At 59.8% G+C, this 22,796-nt stretch carries 21 protein-coding genes; 9 read left to right on the top strand and 12 right to left on the bottom strand.

The window, feature by feature from the left end:
- Positions 1 to 4: 4 nt before the first annotated feature.
- From BS627_RS20215 to BS627_RS20190, 6 genes are all read right to left on the bottom strand, one after another.
- Positions 5 to 1,231 (bottom strand): NAD(P)/FAD-dependent oxidoreductase, encoded by a 1,227-nt coding sequence (locus BS627_RS20215; protein ID WP_077984985.1) that lies wholly within the window; start codon positions 1,229 to 1,231, stop codon positions 5 to 7.
- Between the two features lie 19 nt (positions 1,232 to 1,250).
- The gene (locus BS627_RS20210) at positions 1,251 to 1,661 is read right to left on the bottom strand and encodes a TIGR02588 family protein (RefSeq protein WP_077984963.1); all 411 of its coding nucleotides are present in this window, start codon (positions 1,659 to 1,661) and stop codon (positions 1,251 to 1,253) included.
- Positions 1,662 to 1,668: 7 nt separating this feature from the next.
- Complete coding sequence (locus tag BS627_RS20205; RefSeq protein WP_077984962.1) at positions 1,669 to 2,529, bottom strand: TIGR02587 family membrane protein; 861 nt, start codon at positions 2,527 to 2,529, stop codon at positions 1,669 to 1,671.
- A gap of 53 nt (positions 2,530 to 2,582) precedes the next feature.
- On the bottom strand, positions 2,583 to 3,023 hold the full coding sequence (locus BS627_RS20200) for a PPC domain-containing DNA-binding protein (RefSeq protein WP_077984961.1): 441 nt from the start codon (positions 3,021 to 3,023) through the stop codon (positions 2,583 to 2,585).
- Between the two features lie 62 nt (positions 3,024 to 3,085).
- Complete coding sequence (locus BS627_RS20195; RefSeq protein WP_077984960.1) at positions 3,086 to 3,646, bottom strand: type 1 glutamine amidotransferase domain-containing protein; 561 nt, start codon at positions 3,644 to 3,646, stop codon at positions 3,086 to 3,088.
- An 18-nt stretch (positions 3,647 to 3,664) separates the two neighbouring features.
- Positions 3,665 to 3,886, bottom strand: coding sequence for a hypothetical protein (locus BS627_RS20190; protein ID WP_077984959.1), 222 nt, complete (start codon positions 3,884 to 3,886; stop codon positions 3,665 to 3,667).
- A 290-nt stretch (positions 3,887 to 4,176) separates the two neighbouring features.
- Here BS627_RS20190 and BS627_RS20185 point away from each other — a divergent pair, with 290 nt between their 5' ends.
- From BS627_RS20185 to BS627_RS20175, 3 genes are read left to right on the top strand one after another with little or no spacing between them, the layout of a single operon-like run.
- Positions 4,177 to 5,007 carry an N-formylglutamate amidohydrolase gene (locus BS627_RS20185; protein WP_077984984.1) on the top strand — a complete coding sequence of 277 codons (831 nt, stop codon included), beginning with the start codon at positions 4,177 to 4,179 and terminating at the stop codon, positions 5,005 to 5,007.
- Positions 5,004 to 6,881, top strand: a complete 1,878-nt coding sequence (locus tag BS627_RS20180) for a flavohemoglobin expression-modulating QEGLA motif protein (RefSeq protein WP_077984983.1) — start codon at positions 5,004 to 5,006, stop codon at positions 6,879 to 6,881. The genes BS627_RS20185 and BS627_RS20180 overlap by 4 nt, the downstream gene beginning before the upstream one ends.
- Before the next feature lie 10 nt (positions 6,882 to 6,891).
- Entirely contained in the window at positions 6,892 to 7,938 is a 1,047-nt protein-coding gene (locus tag BS627_RS20175) for a glutathione synthase (RefSeq protein WP_077984958.1), read from the top strand.
- A gap of 6 nt (positions 7,939 to 7,944) precedes the next feature.
- Here BS627_RS20175 and BS627_RS20170 read toward each other — a convergent pair whose 3' ends face one another.
- Positions 7,945 to 8,964, bottom strand: coding sequence for an NAD-dependent epimerase (locus tag BS627_RS20170; protein WP_077984957.1), 1,020 nt, complete (start codon positions 8,962 to 8,964; stop codon positions 7,945 to 7,947).
- 86 nt (positions 8,965 to 9,050) lie between these two features.
- The gene (locus BS627_RS20165; protein ID WP_077984956.1) at positions 9,051 to 10,382 is read right to left on the bottom strand and encodes a UDP-glucose dehydrogenase family protein; all 1,332 of its coding nucleotides are present in this window, start codon (positions 10,380 to 10,382) and stop codon (positions 9,051 to 9,053) included.
- 382 nt (positions 10,383 to 10,764) lie between these two features.
- Between BS627_RS20165 and BS627_RS20160 the strand changes: the two genes are divergently transcribed.
- Both BS627_RS20160 and BS627_RS20155 read left to right on the top strand, forming a co-directional pair.
- Entirely contained in the window at positions 10,765 to 11,652 is an 888-nt protein-coding gene (locus BS627_RS20160) for a DMT family transporter (protein WP_077984955.1), read from the top strand.
- A gap of 104 nt (positions 11,653 to 11,756) precedes the next feature.
- Entirely contained in the window at positions 11,757 to 12,737 is a 981-nt protein-coding gene (locus BS627_RS20155; RefSeq protein WP_077984954.1) for a glutathione S-transferase family protein, read from the top strand.
- 12 nt (positions 12,738 to 12,749) lie between these two features.
- Here BS627_RS20155 and BS627_RS20150 read toward each other — a convergent pair whose 3' ends face one another.
- On the bottom strand, positions 12,750 to 13,652 hold the full coding sequence (locus tag BS627_RS20150; RefSeq protein WP_077984953.1) for a LysR family transcriptional regulator: 903 nt from the start codon (positions 13,650 to 13,652) through the stop codon (positions 12,750 to 12,752).
- Positions 13,653 to 13,853: 201 nt separating this feature from the next.
- On the opposite strand from BS627_RS20150, the gene amaB reads away from it, so the two are divergent.
- Positions 13,854 to 15,383 (top strand): L-piperidine-6-carboxylate dehydrogenase, encoded by a 1,530-nt coding sequence (amaB, locus tag BS627_RS20145; protein ID WP_077984952.1) that lies wholly within the window; start codon positions 13,854 to 13,856, stop codon positions 15,381 to 15,383.
- 131 nt (positions 15,384 to 15,514) lie between these two features.
- Here amaB and putA read toward each other — a convergent pair whose 3' ends face one another.
- Positions 15,515 to 19,189, bottom strand: a complete 3,675-nt coding sequence (gene putA / locus BS627_RS20140) for a trifunctional transcriptional regulator/proline dehydrogenase/L-glutamate gamma-semialdehyde dehydrogenase (RefSeq protein WP_077984951.1) — start codon at positions 19,187 to 19,189, stop codon at positions 15,515 to 15,517.
- Positions 19,190 to 19,366: 177 nt separating this feature from the next.
- On the opposite strand from putA, the gene BS627_RS20130 reads away from it, so the two are divergent.
- Positions 19,367 to 19,837, top strand: a complete 471-nt coding sequence (locus BS627_RS20130; RefSeq protein WP_077984950.1) for an Lrp/AsnC family transcriptional regulator — start codon at positions 19,367 to 19,369, stop codon at positions 19,835 to 19,837.
- Positions 19,838 to 19,896: 59 nt separating this feature from the next.
- Here the strand turns inward: BS627_RS20130 and BS627_RS20125 are convergent, their stop codons facing one another.
- Positions 19,897 to 20,463, bottom strand: a complete 567-nt coding sequence (locus BS627_RS20125) for an RNA polymerase sigma factor (protein ID WP_003508744.1) — start codon at positions 20,461 to 20,463, stop codon at positions 19,897 to 19,899.
- Positions 20,463 to 20,669, bottom strand: coding sequence for a NepR family anti-sigma factor (locus BS627_RS20120; protein WP_077984949.1), 207 nt, complete (start codon positions 20,667 to 20,669; stop codon positions 20,463 to 20,465). Before BS627_RS20120 ends, BS627_RS20125 begins: the two co-directional genes overlap by 1 nt.
- A gap of 138 nt (positions 20,670 to 20,807) precedes the next feature.
- Between BS627_RS20120 and BS627_RS20115 the strand changes: the two genes are divergently transcribed.
- On the top strand, positions 20,808 to 21,602 hold the full coding sequence (locus BS627_RS20115; protein ID WP_077984982.1) for a response regulator: 795 nt from the start codon (positions 20,808 to 20,810) through the stop codon (positions 21,600 to 21,602).
- Between the two features lie 95 nt (positions 21,603 to 21,697).
- Entirely contained in the window at positions 21,698 to 22,690 is a 993-nt protein-coding gene (locus tag BS627_RS20110) for a sensor histidine kinase (RefSeq protein WP_077984948.1), read from the top strand.
- Positions 22,691 to 22,796 lie beyond the last annotated feature (106 nt).

The following is a 22,796-nucleotide window of genomic DNA, read 5'->3' as shown; positions in this document are numbered from 1 at the left end:
GACATCAGTCGAAGCGGAAAAGATCGGCGTCGGGGTCCTTGCCGCCATTGACGGCGGCGGCCACGATTTCAGCGGCGATCTGGCTGAAGGTAATGCCGTTGCCGCCAAAACCCATCACTGCATAAACGTTGTTCATTCCGGGCACCGGGCCAATCAGCGGCAGACCGGTGGTGGTCGTGCCGAAGGCCGCCGCCCAGCGATATTCCGGTTCTCCCACATCGATGTCGAGAAGCTTTTCGATCTTGCGACGGATCGTTTCCGCCTTGGCGGCGAGCTTGCGCTCCGACTGGTAGGCGGTGGGGTTTTCCTCGTCCTCGCCTCCGGCGATCATCCGCCCCTCCCGGTCGGTGCGCAGGTAGAGATAGGGATCGGAGGCCTCCCAGACGATATGGTTCTCCAGCCAGTCGGGCAGGTCAAGCCCCTTTCTGCTCGCCAGCGCCCAGGTGGAAATGATCTGGTGCTTCGGGCTTTCGAGCATTTTCAGAAATTCATAGCCGGTGCAGAAAACGACATTGCGTGCGGAAAGGATTTTGCCACCGGCGGTGGCAAGGACAACCGCGTCGCCGAAGTTTCTAAGATCGGTGATCTCAAGCTGCGAGACGATTTCGGCGCCCGCGCCCGCCGTGTGGCGCAAAAGGCCGGCCGTCAGCTGTGCGGGATTGGCGGAGGCCGAGATGTCGCTGAGGATGGCCCCGGTCCGGTGCATGCCGTATTGCTCTCTCAGTTCCGCAGCGGTGAGGAAACGGGCCTCGATGCCCGCTTCTTTGCGGGCATCCGCTTCGGCTTTCAACGCGCGCGATCCCATGTCGTCTCCGGCGAGATAAAGCGCCTGTTTGCGCTTCATGCTGCAGGAAATGCCGAGCGAGGAGACGATTTCCTCCAGCCGCAGGACGGCGCGGGCGGAACGCTGCCATGCCCTGTCAGCCGCGTGCCTGCCGATCATCTTTCGAAGCTGCGTCAGCGGCGTATCGATCTCGTGCTGGATCATCGCGGTGCTGGCGACGCTGCTGCCCATGACCGGCTCACGCCGGTCAACGATCAACATGGATTGACCTGGCCGTTGCAGGGCGTGGGATACGAGTGCGCCGCTGATGCCGGCGCCGACGACAATCGTATCGTAATGGTCGGCCTCCGGCATGCGCCTGCTGCGGACTCCGATACGCGGGCTATCCGCCCACACGGGTTTTGAGTCCCTGAGGTCACGTTCTTTTGTCAGTTCCGATGTCGGCATGAAATCATCCTGAAAGGTGTCACGGCTCGGTATAGCCGGCGACATTGATGGTGAGCGTTGCGCTACGGGGATCGTTGCGGAAGAAAAGCGTGCCGGTGTCGCGAGACTCCGAGGCGACGTAATCGAATGTCACATCGGCGCTCTCCAGCGTTGCGTCGTTTTGCTGCAGGTCGCCGCGCACCTGCACCTGCGCCGCCGTCGTCATGGAAAGGTTGCGGATGTCGAATTTCACCCGGTATTGCCCGGGTTGACCCTCTACGCCGGTAACGGCGATGTCGAAGCGGGCATCCTCCGGCCTGTAGCGATAAATGTCATAACCGATCGAGCCTAGCATGGCGGCGACCAGAAGCGTGCAGATGGTTCCCGTCACCCATTCGATCCAATGCGGATCGGCGCTTTCCATCTGTTTTCCGTTTTTGGATATCGTCATCTTGTCCTCACAGGATCAGCCGGGCCGACGCCGCGCCGATCGAGGCGGGCACGCCGAGAATGACGGCGGCATTCATGATCTGCGATAGCGAGGTGTGGTCGAGGCGCTCGAAGGTCCAAAGCGTATAGATGCTGATGGCGATGGCGACGACATAGCCGGGCAGGGTGAAGCGGATGAAGGATTGCCACCACTTCTGCCCTTCGTGCAGCTGGTGCGAGCCCTTGAAGTGAAGCGCGTAGACAAAGCCATGCATGATGGCGATCGACAGTAGGCAAAGCGCCAGAATGTGATAGGGCGTCACCTTATAGGCGATCAGGATCATTTCTTCCGTCGGGGCGACATTGAGGCCGAGGAAAAGCGCGCCGACCATCATCATGAACAGTTCGTGCAGATAACCCGTCTCGCCCGAATATTCGCCCTCCTCCTCATCCTTCGTATCAGAATGCTGACCGAGCTGGCTGCGCCCAAGAAGCGCGCCGATGCTGGCTGGAACGGATTGCAACGCAATCTTGGCGATGAAGTTGGAGGCGGTGATCTGGTCGTTCAGAATGCCGAACAGCAGGAGTACGGCGGCGCTTACGGCGATGCCCAGCCCATAGGCCGTTATCGCGTCGCGCAGCGCCTGGCTCCAGGAGTTAACATTCTCGAAACCGATGCGGCGGGCGAGAAGCAGCAGCAGCGGCAGGTTGAGGATGCAAAGCAGAAAAAGCCGCCATGAATTGATGTAAAGGCCGAGAAACCACATTTCCATGGTCATCAGCATGGGCAGGGCAAACAGCAATGCACCCGCCGTGCCGCGTGCGAGACCGATCAGAAATTGCCCGACCTCGTCATCATCCGCATCTCTTCGATTGATCGCCGCCACCATGCGACCCCCTGTCCAGAGCGATAACGCAATGGTGTTTTTCCGGTTCCGTGGATTTATTTCGCGGGATCGATGAGAGCGATGCCGAATTCCCGGCGATAACTGCGCCGCAACTCCGCAGGTGTTTCGCGGATGACGACTTCCAGCGTTGGCCGCACCACTCCTTTGAGAAAATGGCCGCCCTTCGTGGAGCCGTCGGCAAAGCCCAGAACCACATGCAGGTGCGGATTGGGTGTGTCGTTCTCGTCAAGGGTGATATCGCCGAGCAGGCTCAGAACCTCGCTCTGGTCGGTGACCGGTATTTCATTGTAGTCCCGCGTCGAAAGGTCGAAAAAGGCGAGGGTCGCCGTGGCGAAAGCCCCGATCGCGCTCACCGAGGCGGCGTTGATGTTCTCGGCCTTGGCAAAGCGCCTGATAGCCTCGAATGCTTCTTCTTCGGGATCAATGACGAGGATGAAGGTACGCTCCGCGCCGCTTGCCAGCAATCTGCTTTTCATGTCTTCCTCCCAAATAGAAGTGCCGCCGGAAAACCGGCGGCACGGGAATAAAGGTGCGTGTCTTAAGCGGCGCGGCGTTCGTGGCGGCCTTCCTCGACCTCTTCCACGATCTTGGCGACAAAGGCGTCGAGATCGTCAGGGCTGCGGGAGGTAACGATCCCCTTGTCCGTTACCACCTTTTCATCCTTCCAGTTGGCGCCGGCATTCTTGAGGTCGGTCTTGATCGACCAATAGGAGGTGGCGTCGCGGCCACGCAGGGCGTCGGCTTCGACAAGCAGCCACGGTGCATGGCAGATGGCGGCCACCACCTTGCCGGATTTGACGAAATCGCGGACCACCCGCATCGCATCCTCGTCGTGACGCAGAATATCTGGGTTGATCTGGCCGCCGGGAAGAACCAGCGCGTCAAAATCTTCCGCTTCGACGGCTTTCGCCAAGAGATCGACGGCGATGCTGTCGCCCCAGTTCTTCTTGTCCCAGCTCTTGATCTCGCCCTCCTCGATGGAGGCGATCTTCACGTCTGCACCTTTGGCCTTCAGCTGGTCATAGGGCACGCGCAATTCGGAACGCTCATAGCCGTCCGTTGCGAGAATGAGGATTTTTGCGGCGTTGATGGCAGTCATGTCTTTCTCCTTGTAGGTTTAGTCGTCCTTGTCGGAATTGATAGATGGCAGGAAAAACTCCACGTCCTTGCGGCGCTCCGCATCGAGATTTTCGATATGCGTTTGCCAGAACCGTTCGGCCTCCGCCGGTTCGTGCTCCCATTGGCGCACGAAGGTCTTGTTATCGTCGATCATCACCTGACGCGTGCCGCCGAGACGCAGATATTCTTCCGCAAGTTTGCGTGTTTCGGTCTTTTCCATGTCGCGGCTCCTTGTGCGTCGAAAGCGGGAACGGAGGGGCGCCGGATGGGTAAGAAGCTCGGCTGCCGTTTCGTTGGCCATCGGGAGAAAACGGAAAAATCCCGATGTTCTTCAGCACCATCGCGTCCGTTTGACACGGCGGCCCCTCCAGTTGGAACAACGTGATCTTTCCGGTAAGGTTCCGTAGTTTTCCGGCGGCGTCATTGCCGAGCGGAATGTATCGCGCGCAATTTTTCACCGGAACAAACGGGCATGTCCGGCTGTTTTATCCCCGATGCAGGGGAGGCGGCATGGCAGCCAGACAGAGCGACGGTGAATACCGGAATAACCACGAAAACAAAGGCTTCTGGTCGATCGATTTCGGCGGTTCGCCCGTTATCGGCACGGCCATCCATGACGGCCATCGCATTAGACCTGACGTGTCGCGGCTCATGGCCCTTTCCCCGGAACAGAGGCTGAGGGAGGAAGACCCTTTCACCGGTGAGATGATCGCCGGGCTGACGAACCGTATCGTCGTTCACCATTCACGTTTCGAAATCGATCTCAACCGAGCGGCCGATCAGGCGATCTATCTGAAGCCGGAACAATCCTGGGGGCTTGAGGTCTGGAAAGAAGAGCCGGCGCAGGAAGCCGTCCGGCAGTCGCTCGACTTTCACGCCGACTATTACACGATGCTGGAGACTATGCTCTCCGCAATCGAAAGGCGGCATGGGGCTTTCGTGGTGCTCGATATACACAGCTATAATCATCGCCGGCAGGGTGCGGCCGCGCCACCGACGGCGCAGGCGGAAGCGCCCGATATCAATATAGGCACCTTCTCCTTGGATCGCAGCCGCTGGGGCGATATCGTGAGCGCGGTCGGGCGCCATTTCGCGTCAGCGACCATCGGCGAACGCCACCTCGATGTTCGCGAGAACGTGGCGTTTCAGGGCAAGGGAGAGCAGACCCGTTTCATCCACGAAAGGTTCGCAGAAAATGGCTGCGCCATCGCAATCGAGTTCAAGAAATTTTTCATGGACGAGTGGACGGGAAAGCCGGATGAGCGTGTGGTGGCGGATATTCGCCAAGCGATCGCGGCACTCCAGCCAGTAATCGAAGAATGTCTGAGGTCGCGGCGATGAACCCTTCATCCGCCCCCAGCCCGCCCTCTCCCATCGCCGATCTGGTCGATGACGTCGTGTCCTGCCTTGAGGCCGGCAAGGCCATCCGCCGCGATGTCGGCAAAGACGGTCGTCTGCATATCGACCGGCCGCTGCCGTTCCTGTGCCTGCATCTGACCGGCGGCACGAAAAATCTCGCCGCCCGCGATATCGCCGCCGCCCATGCCTCCTATCTGATCGTGCCGACCATTCAGGAGGCGGCGCCGCTGATCGAGGCTATTGGCACGGTCGTGCGGCAGCGTTTCGGCGCCTTCATCGTGCTCGATATCGGCGAACTGGAGCATGACATCCTGCTGGCCGACGATTCACCTTTCCTGCCGCATTTTGAGGTTTCGGTCTCCGCCACGTCAGAACCGGAAACCCAGAAAGCGCGTCGGGTCTTCATAAAGGCAGTCTGCGATGCCGAGGTACGCTTTCGTACGCCGCGCATCACCCGGCCGGAACCGGAAGCCGATCCGATCCTCCGGTTTCAGAATGCCGGGCTGGATTTTCCCTGCATCAGCGTGCGTTTTGCGCCGATCTATCGCCAGCCGGAATCCGGTGCCGATTATCCCGGTTTGCGGGAGACGATGATCGCCGATCTTTTCGATGCGGGTTTGCAGGCCTTTTCGTCTTTTTCCTCCGATATGGATGCGTTAAACGTCGCCAGTCACAGGGCGCTGGGTCGCAAGGCCTTTGTAGATGCGGTGAAACGCGCCGACCGATCTATCGACGACATCGTCTCGTCGTTCGATTTTCTACTCTCCGTCACGCCCATCAATGCGCGACGGGCCTTCGAGGAGTTTCGCGACGGCGGCTTCCAATACGCGCCGCGCCTGCTTTACCGACCGCTGGGCGTGGATGTGGAAGAGCAGAAGCGCAAGCTTTATTCCGTCGCCTTCGATCACCTCGAAGACCCTGTGCTCTATCATCTTTATCGGGAGAAACAGCGGGAGATCGATCTGCAGCTGACGATGCTGGCCAGCCTGCATCATCGTACCTTCACCGATTTCTCCCGCGCGCTCTACGGTGCCGTCGAACCCGCGCTTCTGACGCTGGCGCTTCATGTGCTCAAGGATTGCCCGCGCGGGCAGGAAAATGGCGAAATCGCCATGGTCGATTGTTATGCTGTCGCGAAGAAGTCGCGCGAGATGGTCGAGACCTATCTGGCGGAAGAACCGGAGTTCAAGGCGCGCGTCGAAATCCGCGACGACCTGCCGCCGGGCATGATGGTGACGGGCGAGAAGCTCTTGATCTCCCGCCATACCGTCATGGAACAGCGCCGTGTCGAGGCGCTGCTGTCGCATGAGATCGGGGTGCATCTTCTCACCTATTTCAATGGCTCGTTTCAGGGGTTGCGGCTCTTCCGCACCGGCCTTTCCGGTTACGAAGGCGTGCAGGAGGGGCTGGCAGTGCTGGCGGAATATCTGGCTGGCGGCATGACGCGTGAGCGCCTGCGGCTGATCGCTGGCCGCGTTGTCGGATGCGCCGCCATGCTGGATGGTGCAAGCTTCGTGGAGACCTTCCGCATCATGACCCGCGATCACGGGTTCGATGAGGCCGGCGCCTTCAACATGGTGCTGCGCATCTATCGCGGCGGCGGTCTCTCCAAGGATGCGATTTATCTGCGCGGGCTGGCCGAGGTGATGGACCATCTAAGAAAGGGCGGGGCGCTCGATCCGTTCTGGATGGGTAAGATCGCCGCTCAGCATTTTCCTGTCATGCAGGAGCTGGCGTTGCGCGGTCTGTTACGTCCCCCTGGGGTCAGGCCTGCATTTTTATTGCCCGCCAAGGCCAATGAGCGCCTGGAGAAAATCCGGGCGGGATTATCCATCGCCGAACTGGCGACTTTATAGGAGGGGCTTCATGCGTATCGCATTTTTCGTCAATTCCATCGAAACCGAGGGGCCGACCTTCGCCACGGGCCTGCTGGCCATGGCCGCGCTCAATCGCGGCCATGATGTGGTCTATCTGACACCGGGGGATTTTACCCTGCGCTCCGATGACACGCTGGCGGTTCATGCCACTGTTGTCCGCAAGGGCAAATACAAAAAGCCCGAGGCTTTCCATGCGGCACTCCAGGACAAGGCGCTTGAGCGCATGACCATGGACGTGGAGGAAATCGACGCGCTGATGCTGCGCAACGATCCGTCGCTCGACCAGACCACCCGGCCATGGGCCGTTCATGCCGGTATTCTGTTCGGCAGGCTTGCCGAGCAGCGCGGTGTGGTGGTGCTGAACGACCCCGAAGGTCTGGCGCTTGCGCAGAACAAGCTCTATTTCCAGAGCTTTCCTGAAATCGTTCGCCCGACGACGCTGATTTCCCGCAACGTCGAGGAAATCCGCGCCTTTGCCGATGCGCACCCGAAGGGCGTCATCGTCAAGCCGCTGCAGGGCTCCGGTGGCAAGAATGTTTTCAAGATCGGGTCGAGCAAGGAGACCAATCTCAATCAGATTTTCGAGGCGGTGAGCCTTGAGGGTTATCTGATTGCGCAGGCCTATCTGCCTGCCGCGAAAGAGGGTGATGTTCGGTTCTTCATGATGAACGGCAGGCCCCTGATGCGCGATGGCCAATATGCCGCGCTTCGACGGGTGCCGGCCAAGGGAGACCTGCGCTCCAACATCCACGCCAACGGCACCGCCGAGGCGGTGAAGGTGACGGATGAGATTGTCGAACTGGCTGAAATGATGCGTCCGAAGCTCGTGGAGGATGGCATGTTCCTTGTCGGCCTCGATATCGTCGGCGACAAGATATTGGAGGTGAACGTGTTTTCGCCGGGCGGGCTGTCGAATATCCTTGAACTCACCAATGTGGACTTCAGCGATACAATCATCGAGGCGGTGGAAACCAAGGTGTCGATGCAGGCGGCATCCGGTGGTGCCCTGTCGAACAGGCTGCTGGCGACACTCTGATTATTATTATTCTTTCAGTTTGCCGTTCATGTCGCGATACCAGGCGACGAGGGCCTTGATGCCCTCCTCGACCGGGGTCTGCGGCACATAACCGGTCAATGCCCTCAGGAGATCGGGCGAGGCGAAGGTGCGGGGAACATCGCCCTGCTGCATCGGCAGCATGTTGCGGATCGCCGGCTTGCCAACGGCCTTTTCGATCGTTTCGACAAAATGCATCAGTTCCACCGGCTGGCCGCCACCGATATTGACGACGCGGAAAGGTGCGTGGTGCGAAAGCGTGTCGGTCACGCCTTCCTGCGTCACACGGTTTTCCTCGGAGGGGATGATCTGGCTCAACCGGACAATGCCCTCCACCAGATCGTCGATATAGGTGAAATCACGGCTCATATTGCCTTGCCCGTAAATATCGATGGGCCGGCCGTTGGAAACGGCATCGACGAATTTGATCGGTGCCATGTCCGGCCGTCCCCACGGGCCGTAGACCGTGAAGAAGCGGAAGGCGGTGGTGGGCAGCTTGTGCAGATGCGCATAGCTGTGCGCCATCAACTCCATGGATTTTTTGGTGGCGGCGTAAAGCGTCATCGGCTCGTCGGCCTTGTCGCTTTCCGCAAACGGGATTTTCTCGTTGGCGCCGTAGATGGAGGAGGTAGACGCCAGCATCAGGTGCTTGACCTCCAGGCTTCTGGCGAGCTCCAGCATGTTGAACGAGCCGATGAGATTGGAATCGATATAGGCGCGCGGATTTTCAAGGCTGTAACGAACACCGGCCTGTGCGGCGAGGTGGATGATGATTTCCGGTTCTGCTGCTTCTGCCGCCCGCTTCAGCGCATCGGTATCTTCCAACATGCCGATCTCGGCCCGGAAGCCGTTGGAGCGGGCAAGTATTGCGTGGCGTTTTTCCTTGAGGCTGACATCGTAATATTTCGTCATGCCATCGAAGCCGGTGACAAAATGGCCGGCGTCCAGCAGCCGTTTCGCAACGTAAAAGCCGATGAATCCTGCCGTGCCGGTAACCAGATAACGCATGATGACTAAGTCCCGAATCCGTTGGTGCGTTTGCGGTTAGACCGAAGCGCGGAAAATCTTTTGATGAAATTGCGAAAGCGCAGTCTTCAGGTGCCGTTGCCCGGGCTGCCTTCATGCGGGCGGCCGACGGCGGCATAGATGAAGCCATGGCCGGCAACTTCATCCGTTCGGTAAATATTGCGCAGGTCCACGAGCACAGGGCTTTTCATGATGGCTTTGAGGCGCGGCAGGTCGAGCGCGCGGAACTGGTTCCATTCCGTCACGATCACGACGGCGTCGGCGTTTTCCGCGGCTTCGTAAGGGCCGGCCGCATAGTCGATGTCTTCCATCAGGTGCCGGGCATTCGCCATGCCTTCCGGATCGTAGCCCACCACCTTCGCGCCGCCATCCTGCAGGGTCTGGATGATGGCGATTGCCGGGCTGTCGCGCATGTCGTCGGTATTCGGCTTGAAGGTGAGGCCAAGCACGGCGATCTTCTTGCCGCGCACATCGCCGCCCACAGCGTTGATGACCTTGCGGCCCATGGCGCGCTTGCGGTTGTCGTTGATGGCGATGGTGGTTTCGATCAGCCGCACCGGCGCATCATAATCCTGCGCGGTCTTGGCGAGCGCCAGCGTGTCCTTCGGGAAACAGGAGCCGCCATAACCGGGCCCGGCATGCAGGAATTTCGGGCCTATGCGGCCATCGAGACCGATGCCGCGCGAGACGTCCTGCACATTGGCGCCGACCTTTTCGCAGAGATCAGCCATTTCGTTGATAAAGGTGATCTTCATCGCCAGAAAGGCGTTGGCGGCATATTTGATGAGTTCGGAAGCGCGCCTTGTGGTGAAGAGCAGCGGTGACTGGTTGAGGTAAAGCGGGCGGTAAACCTCGGTCATGACGGGGCGGGCGCGCTCGTCCGAGAGGCCTACGACGATACGGTCCGGCCGCTTGAAATCCTCGATGGCGGCCCCTTCGCGCAGGAATTCCGGGTTGGAGACCACGGCGAAATCGGCCGAGGGGTTTTCTTCGCGAATGATGCGCTCCACCTCGTCGCCGGTGCCGACGGGAACAGTAGATTTGGTGACGATGACGGTGAACCCGTCAAGCGCATGGGCGATCTCCTTCGCCGCCGCATAGACATAACCGAGATCGGCATGGCCATCACCGCGCCGCGAGGGGGTGCCCACCGCGATGAAGACGACATCGGCATTGGCCACAGCTGCGGAAAGATCGGTCGTGAAGCTCAACCGACCGGCTTTGGCGTTGTTGGCGACGATTGTTTCGAGACCCGGCTCGAAGATGGGGATATGGCCGCTTTTCAGGGCTTCGATCTTCTCCGGCATCTTGTCGACGCAGACCACGTCATGGCCGAAATCGGCAAAACACGCGCCGGACACGAGGCCGACATAACCCGAACCGATCATCACAATCCGCATTCTTTTTCCTTTCGGTTAGCGAGGCCATGTTAACGCGGCTGCACCGGCCGGGGAAATCGGCGGGTGAAAAATCGCATGATGATGTTTAGCCGCCTTCATGTCCGTCGCCAAGCGCTGCGATCAACACCGGCTAACCTCTTTCCATGACGGGGATGTGATGGCCGTGGCGGGACAAATTTGCCGCACCTTGCAGCCGATTGCATCGATGCTGTGAGATCGCCCATTTTTACCTGTTTTGCGGCTTGCACTCATAGGTAGCCGGGTCTAGCCATAGGGTCGAGGATCAAATCTGCCAAACCGTCTGTCCCTTGGTTGGGGCGTCCAGGTCGTGTCACGCGGCCGGGGGATGCTTTGCATTGCGGTCGATGTTCGGGGAAGTCAAATGCAAAAGGGTTTTCTGCTCGGTCTGTTCGCTTATGCGACCTTTTCCATGGGCGATGCCACAATCAAGTCGCTGGGATCGCAGATCAGCGTCTTCGAAATAGGCTTCTTCAGCATCCTCTTTTCCGGCATCTTCATCTTCTTCAGCAAGCCGCGCGAAGAAAGGTGGCGTGAATTCTGGCGCATGAGCCGGCCCTTCGCCGTGCATGGGCGCGCCATCTCCGGTCTCTTCGCCGGTATTTTCGGAATCTATGCCTTCACCACCATTCCGCTGGCGGAAGCGTATGCGCTGATCTTCCTGTCGCCGCTCTTCGTGACCGTCCTTTCCGCCGCCGTGCTGAAGGAGAATATCGGCCCGTGGCGCTGGGCGGCGGTTCTGGCCGGCATCGTCGGTGTCATTCTCGTCGTGCGGCCTGGTTTCAAGACACTGGAGCTCGGGCATATTGCCGCCATCGGCGTGGCATTCCTTGCGGCCATGACCATCGTTCTTTTGCGCTCGCTGGCGGGCAAGGAAAAGCGCACCTCGATCATGGGCGTGCTGTTGATCTATGGTTTGACCTTTAATGGCATCGCGTCGATCCCCGATTTCGTCATGCCCAATCTGCACCAGTTGCTCGCCTTCGCTTTCATCGGGCTTTGCACGGCAACGGGCCAGATCACCCTTCTGGTCGCAACCCGCATCGCGCCGGCAAGCCAGATCGCGCCCTCGCATTATTCGCAAATCCTCTGGGCCGTGGCGATCGGCATTGCTTTCTTCCACGAATATCCTGACGCCACTGCTGTGCTTGGGCTCGCCGTCATCGCCGCATCGGGACTGCTGACGATGATCCGTGAGAAGGTAAGGCTCGGCACCGTGCGCTGGAACCCGTTTTTCCGCAATCGTCTTTGAGCTCACCCTTGATCGGAAACAGTGCGTCAACCGAAGCGCGGCTTGTGAAGCGGCGGCGACCCGGCCCATAAGGCTTTCATCTTTAGATGAACGGGGAGCCGCAAATGCTCGTGGATGGAAAATGGACCGCCGACTGGCATCCGGTGCAGGCGACGGACAAGAAGGGCGGCTTCGTTCGCCAGACCTCCGGCTTCCGCAACTGGGTGACGCCTGACGGTTCGGCGGGGCCGACGGGCGAGGGTGGTTTTGCGGCCGAAAGTGGCCGCTATCATCTTTATGTCGCGCTGATCTGCCCCTGGGCATCGCGCACGCTGATCGGCCGAAAGCTGAAGAAGCTGGAAGAGGTGATTTCCGTTTCCGTGGTCGAGCCGGCGCTTTCCGACGAGGGCTGGAAATTCGGCGACTATCCGGGTTCGGACCGCGATACGCTCAACGGCTTTACCTATATGCACGAGGCCTATACCAGGGCGGATCCGCATTATACCGGCCGCGCCACCGTGCCCGTGCTTTGGGACCAAAAGACAAAAACCATCGTCAACAACGAATCCGCCGATATTCTGCGCATGTTGAATTCCGGTTTCGGCGCTCTGGCCGATGATGGCGTGGACCTGTATCCGGAAGGTTTGCGCGATGAAATCGATGCTCTCAATGACCACATCTATCCGCGCCTCAACAACGGCGTTTACAGAACCGGTTTCGCCACCACGCAGGTGGCCTATGAAGAGGCCTTCGCCGACGTCTTCGCAACGCTTCAGGAGCTTGAAAACCGTCTTGTTTCAGGCGGGCCTTTCCTTTTCGGCGATCTTTTGACCGAAACGGATGTCCGGCTTTTTGTGACGCTGGTGCGTTTCGACGCCGCCTATTACGGCCTGTTTAAATGCGATCTTCGCCGCATCGCCGATTATTCCGCGCTGCACGCCTATATGATGCGCGTGCTGAACGTTCCGGGCGTGCGCGACACGGTCAATATCGATCACATCAAGCGTGGTTATTATTCCATCAAGGCGCTCAATCCGACCCGTATCGTGCCTGTCGGCCCCGATCTTCCGGGACTTGACGGTGTTTCCCTTCGCCCTTTTCTCTGAGCAGATGATGGATTACACCGGCTTGCCGACCTGATCGAGCAGCCAGGCCTGAAAGGCGCGGGCCAGCGCATTGTCCTGCCGTCCTTCCGGCAGGGCGACGTAATAACTCTTGTCGGTCCGCAGGGGAATGTCGAAGACGATTTCGAGACGGCCGGAGGCGATCTCCGCCTCGATGAGATATTTTGGCAGAAGGGCAAAGCCGATGCCGCTCGCGGCTGCCTCGATGATCATCGAAAACTGGTCGAAACGGCTACCCTGATAAGCGTTAGCCGCCGTCACACCGTTCATCTCCAGCCATTCCGTCCATAGTTTCGGCCGCGTCGTCACATGCAGGAGCGGTTGTCCGGTCAGGTCCTGCGGCACGCTCACGCTGGCGCGGCGCAGGAGGGTGGGGCTCGCAACCGGCACGATCACCTCGTTGCATAAAAATGTGCAGGTGCCATGCGCCCAGACCGGCTGGCCGTAATGAATGGCGAGATCGAAACCTTCCTCATCGAAATCGAAGGGGTGGGAGCGCGAGCCGATAGTGATTGCCACATCAGGATTGTTGTCGATGAAGCGGCGGAGGCGCGGCATCAGCCAACGGCTGCCGAATGTCGGCAATGTCGCGACGGAAAGCGATGCGTGCGATGTTCCGGCTGAAACCGCGCGCACCATCAGCTGTTCGGACTGCTGCAACAGGCGTCGCACGTCCGGCAGGAATTTGCGGCCCGCCTCCGAGAGCACGACCCGCCTGCGGATGCGCTCGAAAAGCTGCATTCCCGTCTGCGCTTCGAGTTCACCGATCTGCCGGCTCACCGCGCTCTGCGTGAGGTTGAGTTCTTCTGCCGCACGCGTAAAATTGCCGTGCCGCGCCGCGCATTCGAACGCTTGCAGGGTAACGATGTCAGGGACCAGTCTTCTGCGTGGATCCATTCCATTCTCGCATCAACTTACCCGCTTTCCTCATTAGAAAGCGTTATTGTAGCCATATATGATTACGGGAAAGAATGGAACGGTGCAAAACGCCAGTTCCAGAGAACGGATGACAAATTCGGGGAAAGAAAAGTGACGGGAGTTGAAAGCGCCGCGTCAAAACGGCCTTTCCTCCCTTTTTTAGCCAAAAGGACGACGGATATGGATGCGACCACGAAGCTCGATGTGAAACAGGAAGCGGCGGCCCTGCTCGACAGGATGGGCGTTGCCCGCGAACTTTATACCAGCGGCGATATGGCGTCCTTCAGCCCGGTGACGGGTGAGCAGGTCGCGAGCCTGAAGACCGTTTCGGTCGAAGGTGTCGCAGCCGTGATCGACCGGGCCGACGCCGCCTTCAAGGCATGGCGCAATGTGCCGGCTCCCCGTCGTGGTGAGTTGATCCGGCTGCTCGGTGAGGAACTGCGCGCCTTCAAAAGCGATCTCGGCCGTCTCGTGTCGCTGGAAGCAGGCAAGATTCCGTCCGAAGGTCTCGGCGAAGTGCAGGAAATGATCGACATCTGCGATTTCGCCGTCGGTCTTTCCCGCCAGCTTTATGGTCTCACGATCGCCACCGAACGTCCAGGCCACCGCATGATGGAAACCTGGCATCCGCTTGGCGTTGTCGGCGTCATCTCCGCCTTCAATTTCCCGGTCGCGGTATGGTCGTGGAATGCGGCGCTCGCCATTGTCTGCGGCAATTCGGTGGTCTGGAAGCCTTCGGAGAAGACCCCGCTGACGGCACTTGCCGTTCAGGGCATCTTTGAGCGCGCCGCCGCCCGCTTCGGCGATGCGCCGGAAGGTCTCTCGCAGCTTCTGATCGGCGACCGCGCCGTTGGCGAGGCATTGGTGGATAATCCCAAGGTGCCGCTCGTCTCGGCCACCGGTTCCACCCGCATGGGCCGTGATGTCGGCCCGCGTCTGGCGAAACGCTTCGCCCGCGCCATTCTGGAACTCGGCGGCAACAATGCCGGTATCGTCTGCCCTTCCGCCGATCTCGACATGGCGCTGCGCGCCATCGCCTTCGGCGCCATGGGCACGGCCGGTCAGCGCTGCACCACACTTCGCCGTCTCTTCGTGCATGACAGTGTCTATGACCAGCTCGTGCCGCGCCTGAAAAAGGCCTATGCATCCGTTTCCGTCGGCAACCCGCTGGAAACCTCCGCACTCGTCGGTCCGCTGGTCGACAAGGCGGCTTTTGACGGCATGCAGAAGGCCCTCGAAGCGGCGAAAGCGCATGATGGCGTGGTGAATGGCGGCGGCCGCGTGGATACGGGTGCGCCTGATGCCTATTACGTCCAGCCGGCGCTTGTCGAAATGCCGAAGCAGGCGGGGCCTGTGCTGGAAGAGACTTTCGCGCCGATCCTCTACGTCATGAAATACAGCGATCTCGATCAGGCGATCGACGACCACAACGCCGTTGCCGCCGGTCTTTCGTCATCGATCTTCACCCGCGACATGCAGGAATCGGAACGGTTCCTGTCGTCGGAAGGCTCCGATTGCGGCATTGCCAACGTCAATATCGGCACTTCGGGTGCGGAAATCGGCGGCGCCTTCGGTGGCGAGAAGGAAACCGGCGGCGGCCGTGAATCCGGCTCCGACGCCTGGAAGGCCTATATGCGCCGCGCCACCAACACCATCAACTACTCCAAGGCGCTGCCGCTGGCACAGGGTGTTTCGTTCGATATCGAATAATCGCCTCTTCCAGAGAGAAATTGATCCACCATGCCGGCGCGGCTTCATCCACGCCGGCATTTCTATTCGCCGTGGCGGCACCAACGGACAAAGCGTGAACCGGCAGGGCCGAGACCCGCCGGACAATATCGTCAGCCAATGCTCATCAGGCTGGCGTTGCCGCCGGCGGCCGTGGTGTTGACGCTGACGGAGACTTCCTCGACCAGCCAGTCGAGATTATAGGGCTGGCTTTCCCCGCAAAGCGCTTCCGTCGCCGCGGCCTGAACGAGAGTGAGCGGGCCGGGCAGGGCGGCGATCTTTTTGTTGACCGTCACGATACGATCCGCGTCTCCCTCAACCAGCGCGCCGGCGAAGGGACCGGATTTTTCCCAATCATCCGCCCAGACGATGCGCGAGGTTACAGTTGCCGGCAAGCCATAGATCGACTTCTCCAGTCCAGAAGCATTGTCGATGACAACCGCGTTTCCGGTCGCAAGCGCTGCCGCAAGCTGGCGGTAAAGCCCCTGTTCGGTTGCCGGAACCAGCAGAACCTTTCCACGTGGATGCAGTGCATAGACATTGCGCTCGCCGACAGGCCCCGCCAGCTCGGTTTCAAAGCCGAGGCCGGAAAGCGCTGCCGCTTGACGTGCGGCTTCGGCCGCGACGGTTTCGCCGTTTTCATCCAGCCAGCGGGCGAGATCGACGGCTGCCTGATCCTGCTGGCTGGCGATGCGGTCGATTTTCGGCGCCTTTTGCGTCATGCGGCCGAGATAAAGCGGGCCGCCCGCCTTGGGGCCGGTGCCGGAGAGGCCGCGTCCGCCAAAGGGCTGCACGCCGACAACCGCGCCGATGATGTTGCGGTTCACATAAAGATTACCGGCCGCGACGCGGGACAGAACGTGCTGGATCGTATCGTCGAGACGGGTGTGCAGGCCGAAGGTGAGGCCGTAACCGGTGGCGTTGATCTCGTCGATCAGCCGGTCGAGATTGTCGCGCTTGAAGCGGATGACGTGCAGCACCGGGCCAAAGACTTCGCGTTTCAGATCGGCAAGCGATTTCATCTCGATGATCGTCGGCGGCACGAAGGTGCCCCTGCCGGTCTCACCCGCAAGCGAAATCTGTTCGATGCGGTGGCCGAGCCCGCGCATGCCCTCGATATGCTTTTCGATGATGCCCTTCGCCTCCGCGGTGATGACGGGGCCGACATCGACGGAAAGCTTGTCGGTGCGGCCGATCCGCAATTCATGCAGTGCGCCTTTCAGCATGGTCAGCGTGCGGTCCGCCACATCTTCCTGCAGGCAGAGGATGCGCAATGCCGAGCAGCGCTGGCCGGCGCTATCGAAGGCGGACGCGATGACATCGGCGACGACCTGCTCGGCAAGCGCGGAGGAATCGACGATCATGGCATTCTGTCCGCCGGTTTCTGCAATCAGCGGCACCGGCTGGCCATTGGCCAGAACCCGATCGGCAAGCTGGCCCTGAATGAGCCGCGCCACTTCCGTTGAACCCGTAAACATTACACCTGCCGTCGATGGTGAACCGACGAGTGCTGCACCTGTTTTACCGTCGCCCGGCAGAAGCTGCACGGCGTCTTCCGGAACGCCTGCCTCATGCAGCAGGCGTATGCCCTGAGCCGCGATCAGCGGCGTTTCTTCGGCGGGCTTTGCCAGAACCGGATTGCCGGCGACCAGCGCCGCCGCTACCTGACCGATGAAGATCGCAAGCGGAAAGTTCCACGGGCTGATACAGACGACCGGGCCGAGCGGCGTTTCGCCGGCCTTGAAGTTTCTGCGGGCTTCCGCCGCATAATAACGCAGGAAGTCGATCGCCTCGCGAACCTCGGCAATGGCGTTCGGCATGGATTTTCCCGCTTCGCGCATGATGAGGCCGAGCAGGGCGGGCATCTCGGCCTGCATCGCGTCGGCGGCGCGCTCCAGGCAGGCGGCGCGTTCATCCACCGGGGTGGAAGGCCAGTTCGAGGCCGCCGCCCGCTGCATGGCCGCTTCGGCATCGGCTTCAGTCGGTTCGGTCACATGGCCGACGATATCATTGTGGTCGCCGGGATTGAGAACCGGGCGCGTGTTACCGCCTGCCTGCGGCGCGGCGGCTTTCCATTCCGTTGCTGTACCTGCCTTGAGGGTTCCGTCCAGTGCGGCGAGCGTCGTTTCGTTGGAAAGATCGAGGCCGGCGGAATTTTTGCGTTCAGGGCCGAACAGACCTTCAGGGGCGGCGATGCGGTCGTGACGCGCGCCGGGAACGGGGTAGGTTTTAACCACCGTGACCGGGTCTTCCAGCAGGGAATCCACCGGCACGGCGGGGTCGGCAATGCGGTTGACGAAGGAAGAGTTCGCACCGTTTTCCAGCAGGCGGCGCACGAGATAGGCCAGCAGCGTCTCATGCGTGCCGACGGGGGCGTAGAAACGGCAGGGACGGTCGAGCTTCTTTTTGCCGACGACTTCGCTGTAGAGCGGTTCGCCCATGCCATGCAGGCACTGGAACTCGTAGTCGCCGAGTTTGAAGTCTGGACCGGCAAGATGGTAGATCGTCGCCATGGATTGCGCATTGTGGGTGGCAAACTGCGGAAAGACCAGATCGCGCGCGGCGAGCAGCTTGCGGGCGCAGGCGATGTAGGAGACATCCGTGTGCACCTTGCGGGTGAAGACCGGGAAATCCTCCAGCCCCTCCACCTGTGCGCGCTTGATTTCCGCGTCCCAATAAGCGCCCTTGACGAGGCGCACCATGATGCGGCGGCCCGCACGGCGGGCGAGGTCGATGATGTAATCGAGAACGAAGGGGCAGCGGCGGCCATAGGCCTGCACCACGAAACCGAGGCCGTTCCAGCCGGCAAGATCCTTGTCGAGCGCCAGTTCTTCGAGAAGATCGAGCGACAGTTCCAGCCGGTCGGCTTCTTCCGCATCGATATTGAGGCCGATATCGTATGTCTTGCTGAGCAGCATCAGCGATTTGACGCGCGGAAGAAGCTCCGCCATCACCCGCTCGGCCTGGGCGCGGGCGTAACGCGGATGCAGCGCCGAAAGCTTGATGGAAATGCCGGGACCACCATAGATGCCACGGCCGGCCGACGCCTTGCCGATGGCGTGGATGGCGTTTTCATAGTCCTTGTAATAACGCTCCGCATCCTTAGCGGTGGTCGCGGCTTCGCCGAGCATATCGTAGGAATATTGGAAGCCCTGTTCCTCCAGCGGCTTCGAACGCTTGATCGCTTCGCCGATGGTTTCGCCGGTCACGAATTGCTCGCCCATCATGCGCATGGCCATATCAACGCCACGGCGGATGACGGGTTCGCCGGCGCGGGCGATGAGCTTGGTCAGCGCCGACGAAAGGCCGCTATCGTTTACTGTCGACGTCAGCTTGCCGGTGATGACGAGGCCCCAGGTGGCAGCATTGACGAAGAGCGAGCGCCCTCCGCCAATATGGGACTTCCAGTCGCCGCGTGCGATCTTGTCGCGGATCAGCGCGTCGCGGGTGGCGGTGTCGGGAATGCGCAGCAGCGCTTCGGCAAGGCACATCAGCGCCACGCCCTCGTGGCTGGAGAGCGAATATTCTTGCACCAGCCCCTCGACGCCGTTGCCCTTGGTCTTGGCGCGCAATGCCTCGATCAGTTTGCGGGCGGTGTCGCGAATGGCTTTCGCCTCTTCAGCCGTCACCGTTGCCGCCTCGATAAGCGGCGCCAGGCATTCTTCTTCCGGGCGACGATAGGCGGCGGTGATCGCCTTGCGCAACAAGCTTTGCTCGCGCACCGGCGGCGCAAAATTCTGGAAAATATCGTTCGCCACTACACCGGCGTTGCTTGCACCATCGGCCATTCTGAAAAACCCTGAAAACGCTGTTGGAGACAGACCTTCGGCGGCCGCGTGTCCTCCGCCCGCCGCTTTTCATCTCTGGCACAGACAATATCATCATCGCAAAAATTGCTATGGCCCTATTTTCGGGATAAAACAGGCTATATGAACTTTTATTTTCCAGATAAGGCGTAAAATCGCGTGGCAAATAGTCAAAAAACAGACGGTCTGGACCACTTCGATCTCAAGATTCTCGAGGCGCTCAGCGAGGACGGGCGGATGTCCGTTCTGCAATTGTCAAAACGGGTTGGTCTTTCCAAGACGCCCTGCCAGACGCGGCTGAAGCGGCTGGTGGATGAAGGCTATATTCTCGGCTTCCGCGCCATGCTCAATCCGCAGAAGCTCGGCGTCGATCACATCGCTTTCGCCGAGGTAAAACTCTCCGATACGCGTGAAAAGGCGCTGGAGGAGTTCAACGCGGCGGTGCGCAAGATCAAGGAAGTGGAGGAGTGCCACATGATCGCCGGCGCCTTCGATTATCTTCTGAAGGTGCGCACCAGCGATATTCGCAAGTATCGAAGGGTACTCGGCGAGAAAATCTCGAGCCTGCCATCCGTGGCCAACACTTCGACCTTCGTGGTCATGCAATCGGTCAAGGAAACCGGCATCTGAAAAGCGGCCATGGAAAAACGGGCAGACGTTTGCCTGCCCGTTTCTGTCGTTCAATTTCCTCAGCGCGCCGTGGCAGCGGCGGTCACCGCGCTCATCTGCGCATCCGGGCCGAACTCGTTTTCGTTCTCGATGCCGAGCAATTCCTGCAGGCGCAGTCTCGCACGGCTCACGCGGCTCTTGATTGTGCCGACAGGGCAACCGCAAATCTCGGCGGCTTCCTCGTAGGCAAAACCCGAAGCCCCGATCAGCAGGATGGCTTCACGCTGGTCGTCCGGCAGCTTTGCGAGTGCGGCGCGGAAATCCTGAAGGTCTACCGAACCATGCTGTTCCGGCGGCACCGACAGGCGCGAGGTATAGACGCCGTCCGTATCCTGCACCTCACGGCCGGATTTGCGAATCTGGCTGTAGAACTCGTTGCGCAGGATCGTCACCAGCCATGCCCGCATGTTGGTGCCAGGCTGGTAGCTGTCCTGTTTGGCCCAGGCCTTCATGATCGTGTCCTGCACGAGGTCGTCGGCACGGTCCCTCGAGCGGATGAGCGAAATCGCGAAGGCGCGCAGGTTCGGCAGCGCCGCCAGCATTTCCCGCTTGAAATTGTATTCTGTCTGTTCCGGCTCTTTCGCCATCATTCCTCCGAAGCCTTCGTCTTGGCTCTGCTTTCGGCTTCATCGAGTTTTTCGAGAAGGTCGAGGAATTTGTCAGGGATGCCTTCATCCTGAACGGCATCATAAAGCTCCCTGAGCTTGCGGGAAATCACCGCCCGTCCCGAGTGTGGAACCTGGGGGGCGGCCGGATTGTCCGGCTGGTCTTGGTCCGATTGAAATATTCTCATAACGTCCGGTATTCCTTCTGCGTCGTGGCAAAGAATGCGCGGTGAAAAAAATAGTTCCGGCGATCCGGAACTATTTTTGACATGCGCACGTTGCTATCGTGGGTTTGCGTTGCAGACCGCATGAAAGGGGAGAATTCCATGTCAGTTTCTACACGCATCGCACCGCACCTGCCATATCTGCGCAGGTTCGCGCGTGCCGTTTGCGGCTCACAATCGACGGGCGATGCCTATGTTGCGGCAACACTCGAAGCTCTGATCGCCGATATCAGCATTTTTCCGCAGACAAGCAGCGATCGCGTTTCGCTCTATCAATTGTTCGTATCGATCTTTAGTTCCGTCACGATCAATATTAAGGCCGACGAAAACCTGTCGGGATGGGAAAAACGCGCCTCGGCCAACCTCTCCGCCGTGCCGGCGCTGGCCCGTCAGGCTTTCCTCTTGACGACGGTCGAAGAATTCACGCCATCGGAAACCGCAGAGGTCCTGAAAGTCTCCGAGGATCAGGTCGGCAAGCTGATCGATGAGGCAGCCTCCGAGATCGCCCGGCAGGTGGCGACCGACATCATGATCATCGAGGACGAACCTCTGATCGCGATGGATATCGAGCAGATGGTCACCGATCTCGGTCACCGCGTCACTGGCATCGCCCGCACGCATACGGAAGCGCTCGATCTCTTCCATCGCACCCAACCGAAGATGATCCTTGCCGATATTCAGCTTGCCGACGGCAGTTCCGGTCTCGATGCGATGAAAGACATTCTTGAGATGACCACCCTCCCGGTTATCTTCATCACGGCTTTCCCCGAGCGTCTTCTGACGGGCGAACGGCCGGAGCCGACCTTCCTCGTGACGAAGCCGTTTAATCCGGACATGGTGAAGGCGCTTATCAGCCAGGCCCTGTTTTTCAACGAAAGCTCACGCGCCGCGGCGTGAATTTTGCCGAAGCCGCAGGCTGACCGGGAACCAGTCTGGCGCCCGGGCGTTGGCGGTTACAGTCGTGGGGCTAGCCTGCGGCGTTCTGCAAGGAGATGAATTTGCATCGGCTGGCATGGCACAACGCGGAGAGGAACGAAAGCGAACTTCACGATTCGCTCGTTCTCGCCTTGCTCGATTCGGGTGAAACAGTCATGCTGCAGGACTGGAACCGCGACTATATATTCGTGGCCAATCTGCCGGATGTCTGGAAACTTCCGGCCGATTCCCATCCGACCGATGAAAATCTGTTCGGCAAAGATCTCTCCGCGCGGCTTGCCGAACTTAAAAAGGACATGAAGACGGCGGGCAGCCGCGGTATGCTGGAAGTCAACGCCGGCAATGATCGTGTCTTTCAGTTTCAGGTCCACTCCACCTTCAACCAGTCGAACCAGGTGGTGATGAAAACCACCATTCGCGAGGTGACGGCGGAAAGGCGGCGCGAGCAGCTTCTGCGCTCGTTGCTGCGCGAGGTCAGCCACCGTTCCAAGAACCTCCTGGCGATCATCCAGAGCCTTGCAGGCCAGACGGCCCGCTTCAGCCTGACCAAGGACGATTTTCTGAGAAAGTTTCGAGGACGGCTACATGCTCTTGCGCAAAGTCAGGATCTCATCACGGATTCGGACTGGCGGGGCGCGCGAATATTCGAGCTGCTGCGCCAGCAATTCGATCTTTATGTGCCGGAATATCCGAACCTCATCCATATGGAAGGCGAAAACCTGCTGCTAAATCCGAACGGCGCGCTTTATATCGGGCTCGCCTTCCATGAGCTGGTCGTCAACACCGTCAGCCATAGCGGCAATCTTGCCTATCACCCCCCCATATCCCTGCAATGTCGTCAGGAGGGTGATTTTTATATGGTTGAATGGAATGAGCCGATGATGCCGTCGAAAGAGCCGGTCGAAACCCGGCGTGGCAGCTTCGGCAGCGTGGTGCTCGAAAAGGTGGTTCCCTCCGCGCTGGGTGGAAGCGCCGAATACGAGTTGACGGCTAAGCGAATCGTCTACCGGCTGAAATTTCCTTCCGGCGACAGCGTGGACGCCGCCTGAAATCGCGATATCGGGCGCGACGCCGGGTTTAACGCTCATGTCCTGGAAATCAAAAACAAATAGCACGGCTCATGAAAAGAGCCGTGCTATTTCATGACAGGTTTTC

Source organism: Agrobacterium salinitolerans (assembly GCF_002008225.1).
Lineage (GTDB): Bacteria > Pseudomonadota > Alphaproteobacteria > Rhizobiales > Rhizobiaceae > Agrobacterium > Agrobacterium salinitolerans.
Note: the sequence above shows the minus strand (reverse complement) of the source record. Positions and strands in the feature narration are given on the sequence as shown.

What these genes read in the sequence shown, in the direction of transcription:
- BS627_RS20110 (WP_077984948.1), top strand. Translation starts at nt 21,698, where the DNA reads ATGAATTTGCATCGGCTGGCATGGCACAACGCGGAGAGGAACGAAAGC.
- putA (WP_077984951.1), bottom strand. Translation starts at nt 19,189, where the DNA reads ATGGCCGATGGTGCAAGCAACGCCGGTGTAGTGGCGAACGATATTTTC.
- amaB (WP_077984952.1), top strand. Translation starts at nt 13,854, where the DNA reads ATGGATGCGACCACGAAGCTCGATGTGAAACAGGAAGCGGCGGCCCTG.
- BS627_RS20120 (WP_077984949.1), bottom strand. Translation starts at nt 20,669, where the DNA reads ATGAGAATATTTCAATCGGACCAAGACCAGCCGGACAATCCGGCCGCC.
- BS627_RS20205 (WP_077984962.1), bottom strand. Translation starts at nt 2,529, where the DNA reads ATGGTGGCGGCGATCAATCGAAGAGATGCGGATGATGACGAGGTCGGG.
- BS627_RS20170 (WP_077984957.1), bottom strand. Translation starts at nt 8,964, where the DNA reads ATGCGTTATCTGGTTACCGGCACGGCAGGATTCATCGGCTTTTACGTT.
- BS627_RS20155 (WP_077984954.1), top strand. Translation starts at nt 11,757, where the DNA reads ATGCTCGTGGATGGAAAATGGACCGCCGACTGGCATCCGGTGCAGGCG.
- BS627_RS20175 (WP_077984958.1), top strand. Translation starts at nt 6,892, where the DNA reads ATGCGTATCGCATTTTTCGTCAATTCCATCGAAACCGAGGGGCCGACC.
- BS627_RS20195 (WP_077984960.1), bottom strand. Translation starts at nt 3,646, where the DNA reads ATGACTGCCATCAACGCCGCAAAAATCCTCATTCTCGCAACGGACGGC.
- BS627_RS20180 (WP_077984983.1), top strand. Translation starts at nt 5,004, where the DNA reads ATGAACCCTTCATCCGCCCCCAGCCCGCCCTCTCCCATCGCCGATCTG.
- BS627_RS20200 (WP_077984961.1), bottom strand. Translation starts at nt 3,023, where the DNA reads ATGAAAAGCAGATTGCTGGCAAGCGGCGCGGAGCGTACCTTCATCCTC.
- BS627_RS20165 (WP_077984956.1), bottom strand. Translation starts at nt 10,382, where the DNA reads ATGCGGATTGTGATGATCGGTTCGGGTTATGTCGGCCTCGTGTCCGGC.
- BS627_RS20185 (WP_077984984.1), top strand. Translation starts at nt 4,177, where the DNA reads ATGGCAGCCAGACAGAGCGACGGTGAATACCGGAATAACCACGAAAAC.
- BS627_RS20125 (WP_003508744.1), bottom strand. Translation starts at nt 20,463, where the DNA reads ATGGCGAAAGAGCCGGAACAGACAGAATACAATTTCAAGCGGGAAATG.
- BS627_RS20190 (WP_077984959.1), bottom strand. Translation starts at nt 3,886, where the DNA reads ATGGAAAAGACCGAAACACGCAAACTTGCGGAAGAATATCTGCGTCTC.
- BS627_RS20115 (WP_077984982.1), top strand. Translation starts at nt 20,808, where the DNA reads ATGTCAGTTTCTACACGCATCGCACCGCACCTGCCATATCTGCGCAGG.
- BS627_RS20160 (WP_077984955.1), top strand. Translation starts at nt 10,765, where the DNA reads ATGCAAAAGGGTTTTCTGCTCGGTCTGTTCGCTTATGCGACCTTTTCC.
- BS627_RS20215 (WP_077984985.1), bottom strand. Translation starts at nt 1,231, where the DNA reads ATGCCGACATCGGAACTGACAAAAGAACGTGACCTCAGGGACTCAAAA.
- BS627_RS20150 (WP_077984953.1), bottom strand. Translation starts at nt 13,652, where the DNA reads ATGGATCCACGCAGAAGACTGGTCCCTGACATCGTTACCCTGCAAGCG.
- BS627_RS20210 (WP_077984963.1), bottom strand. Translation starts at nt 1,661, where the DNA reads ATGACGATATCCAAAAACGGAAAACAGATGGAAAGCGCCGATCCGCAT.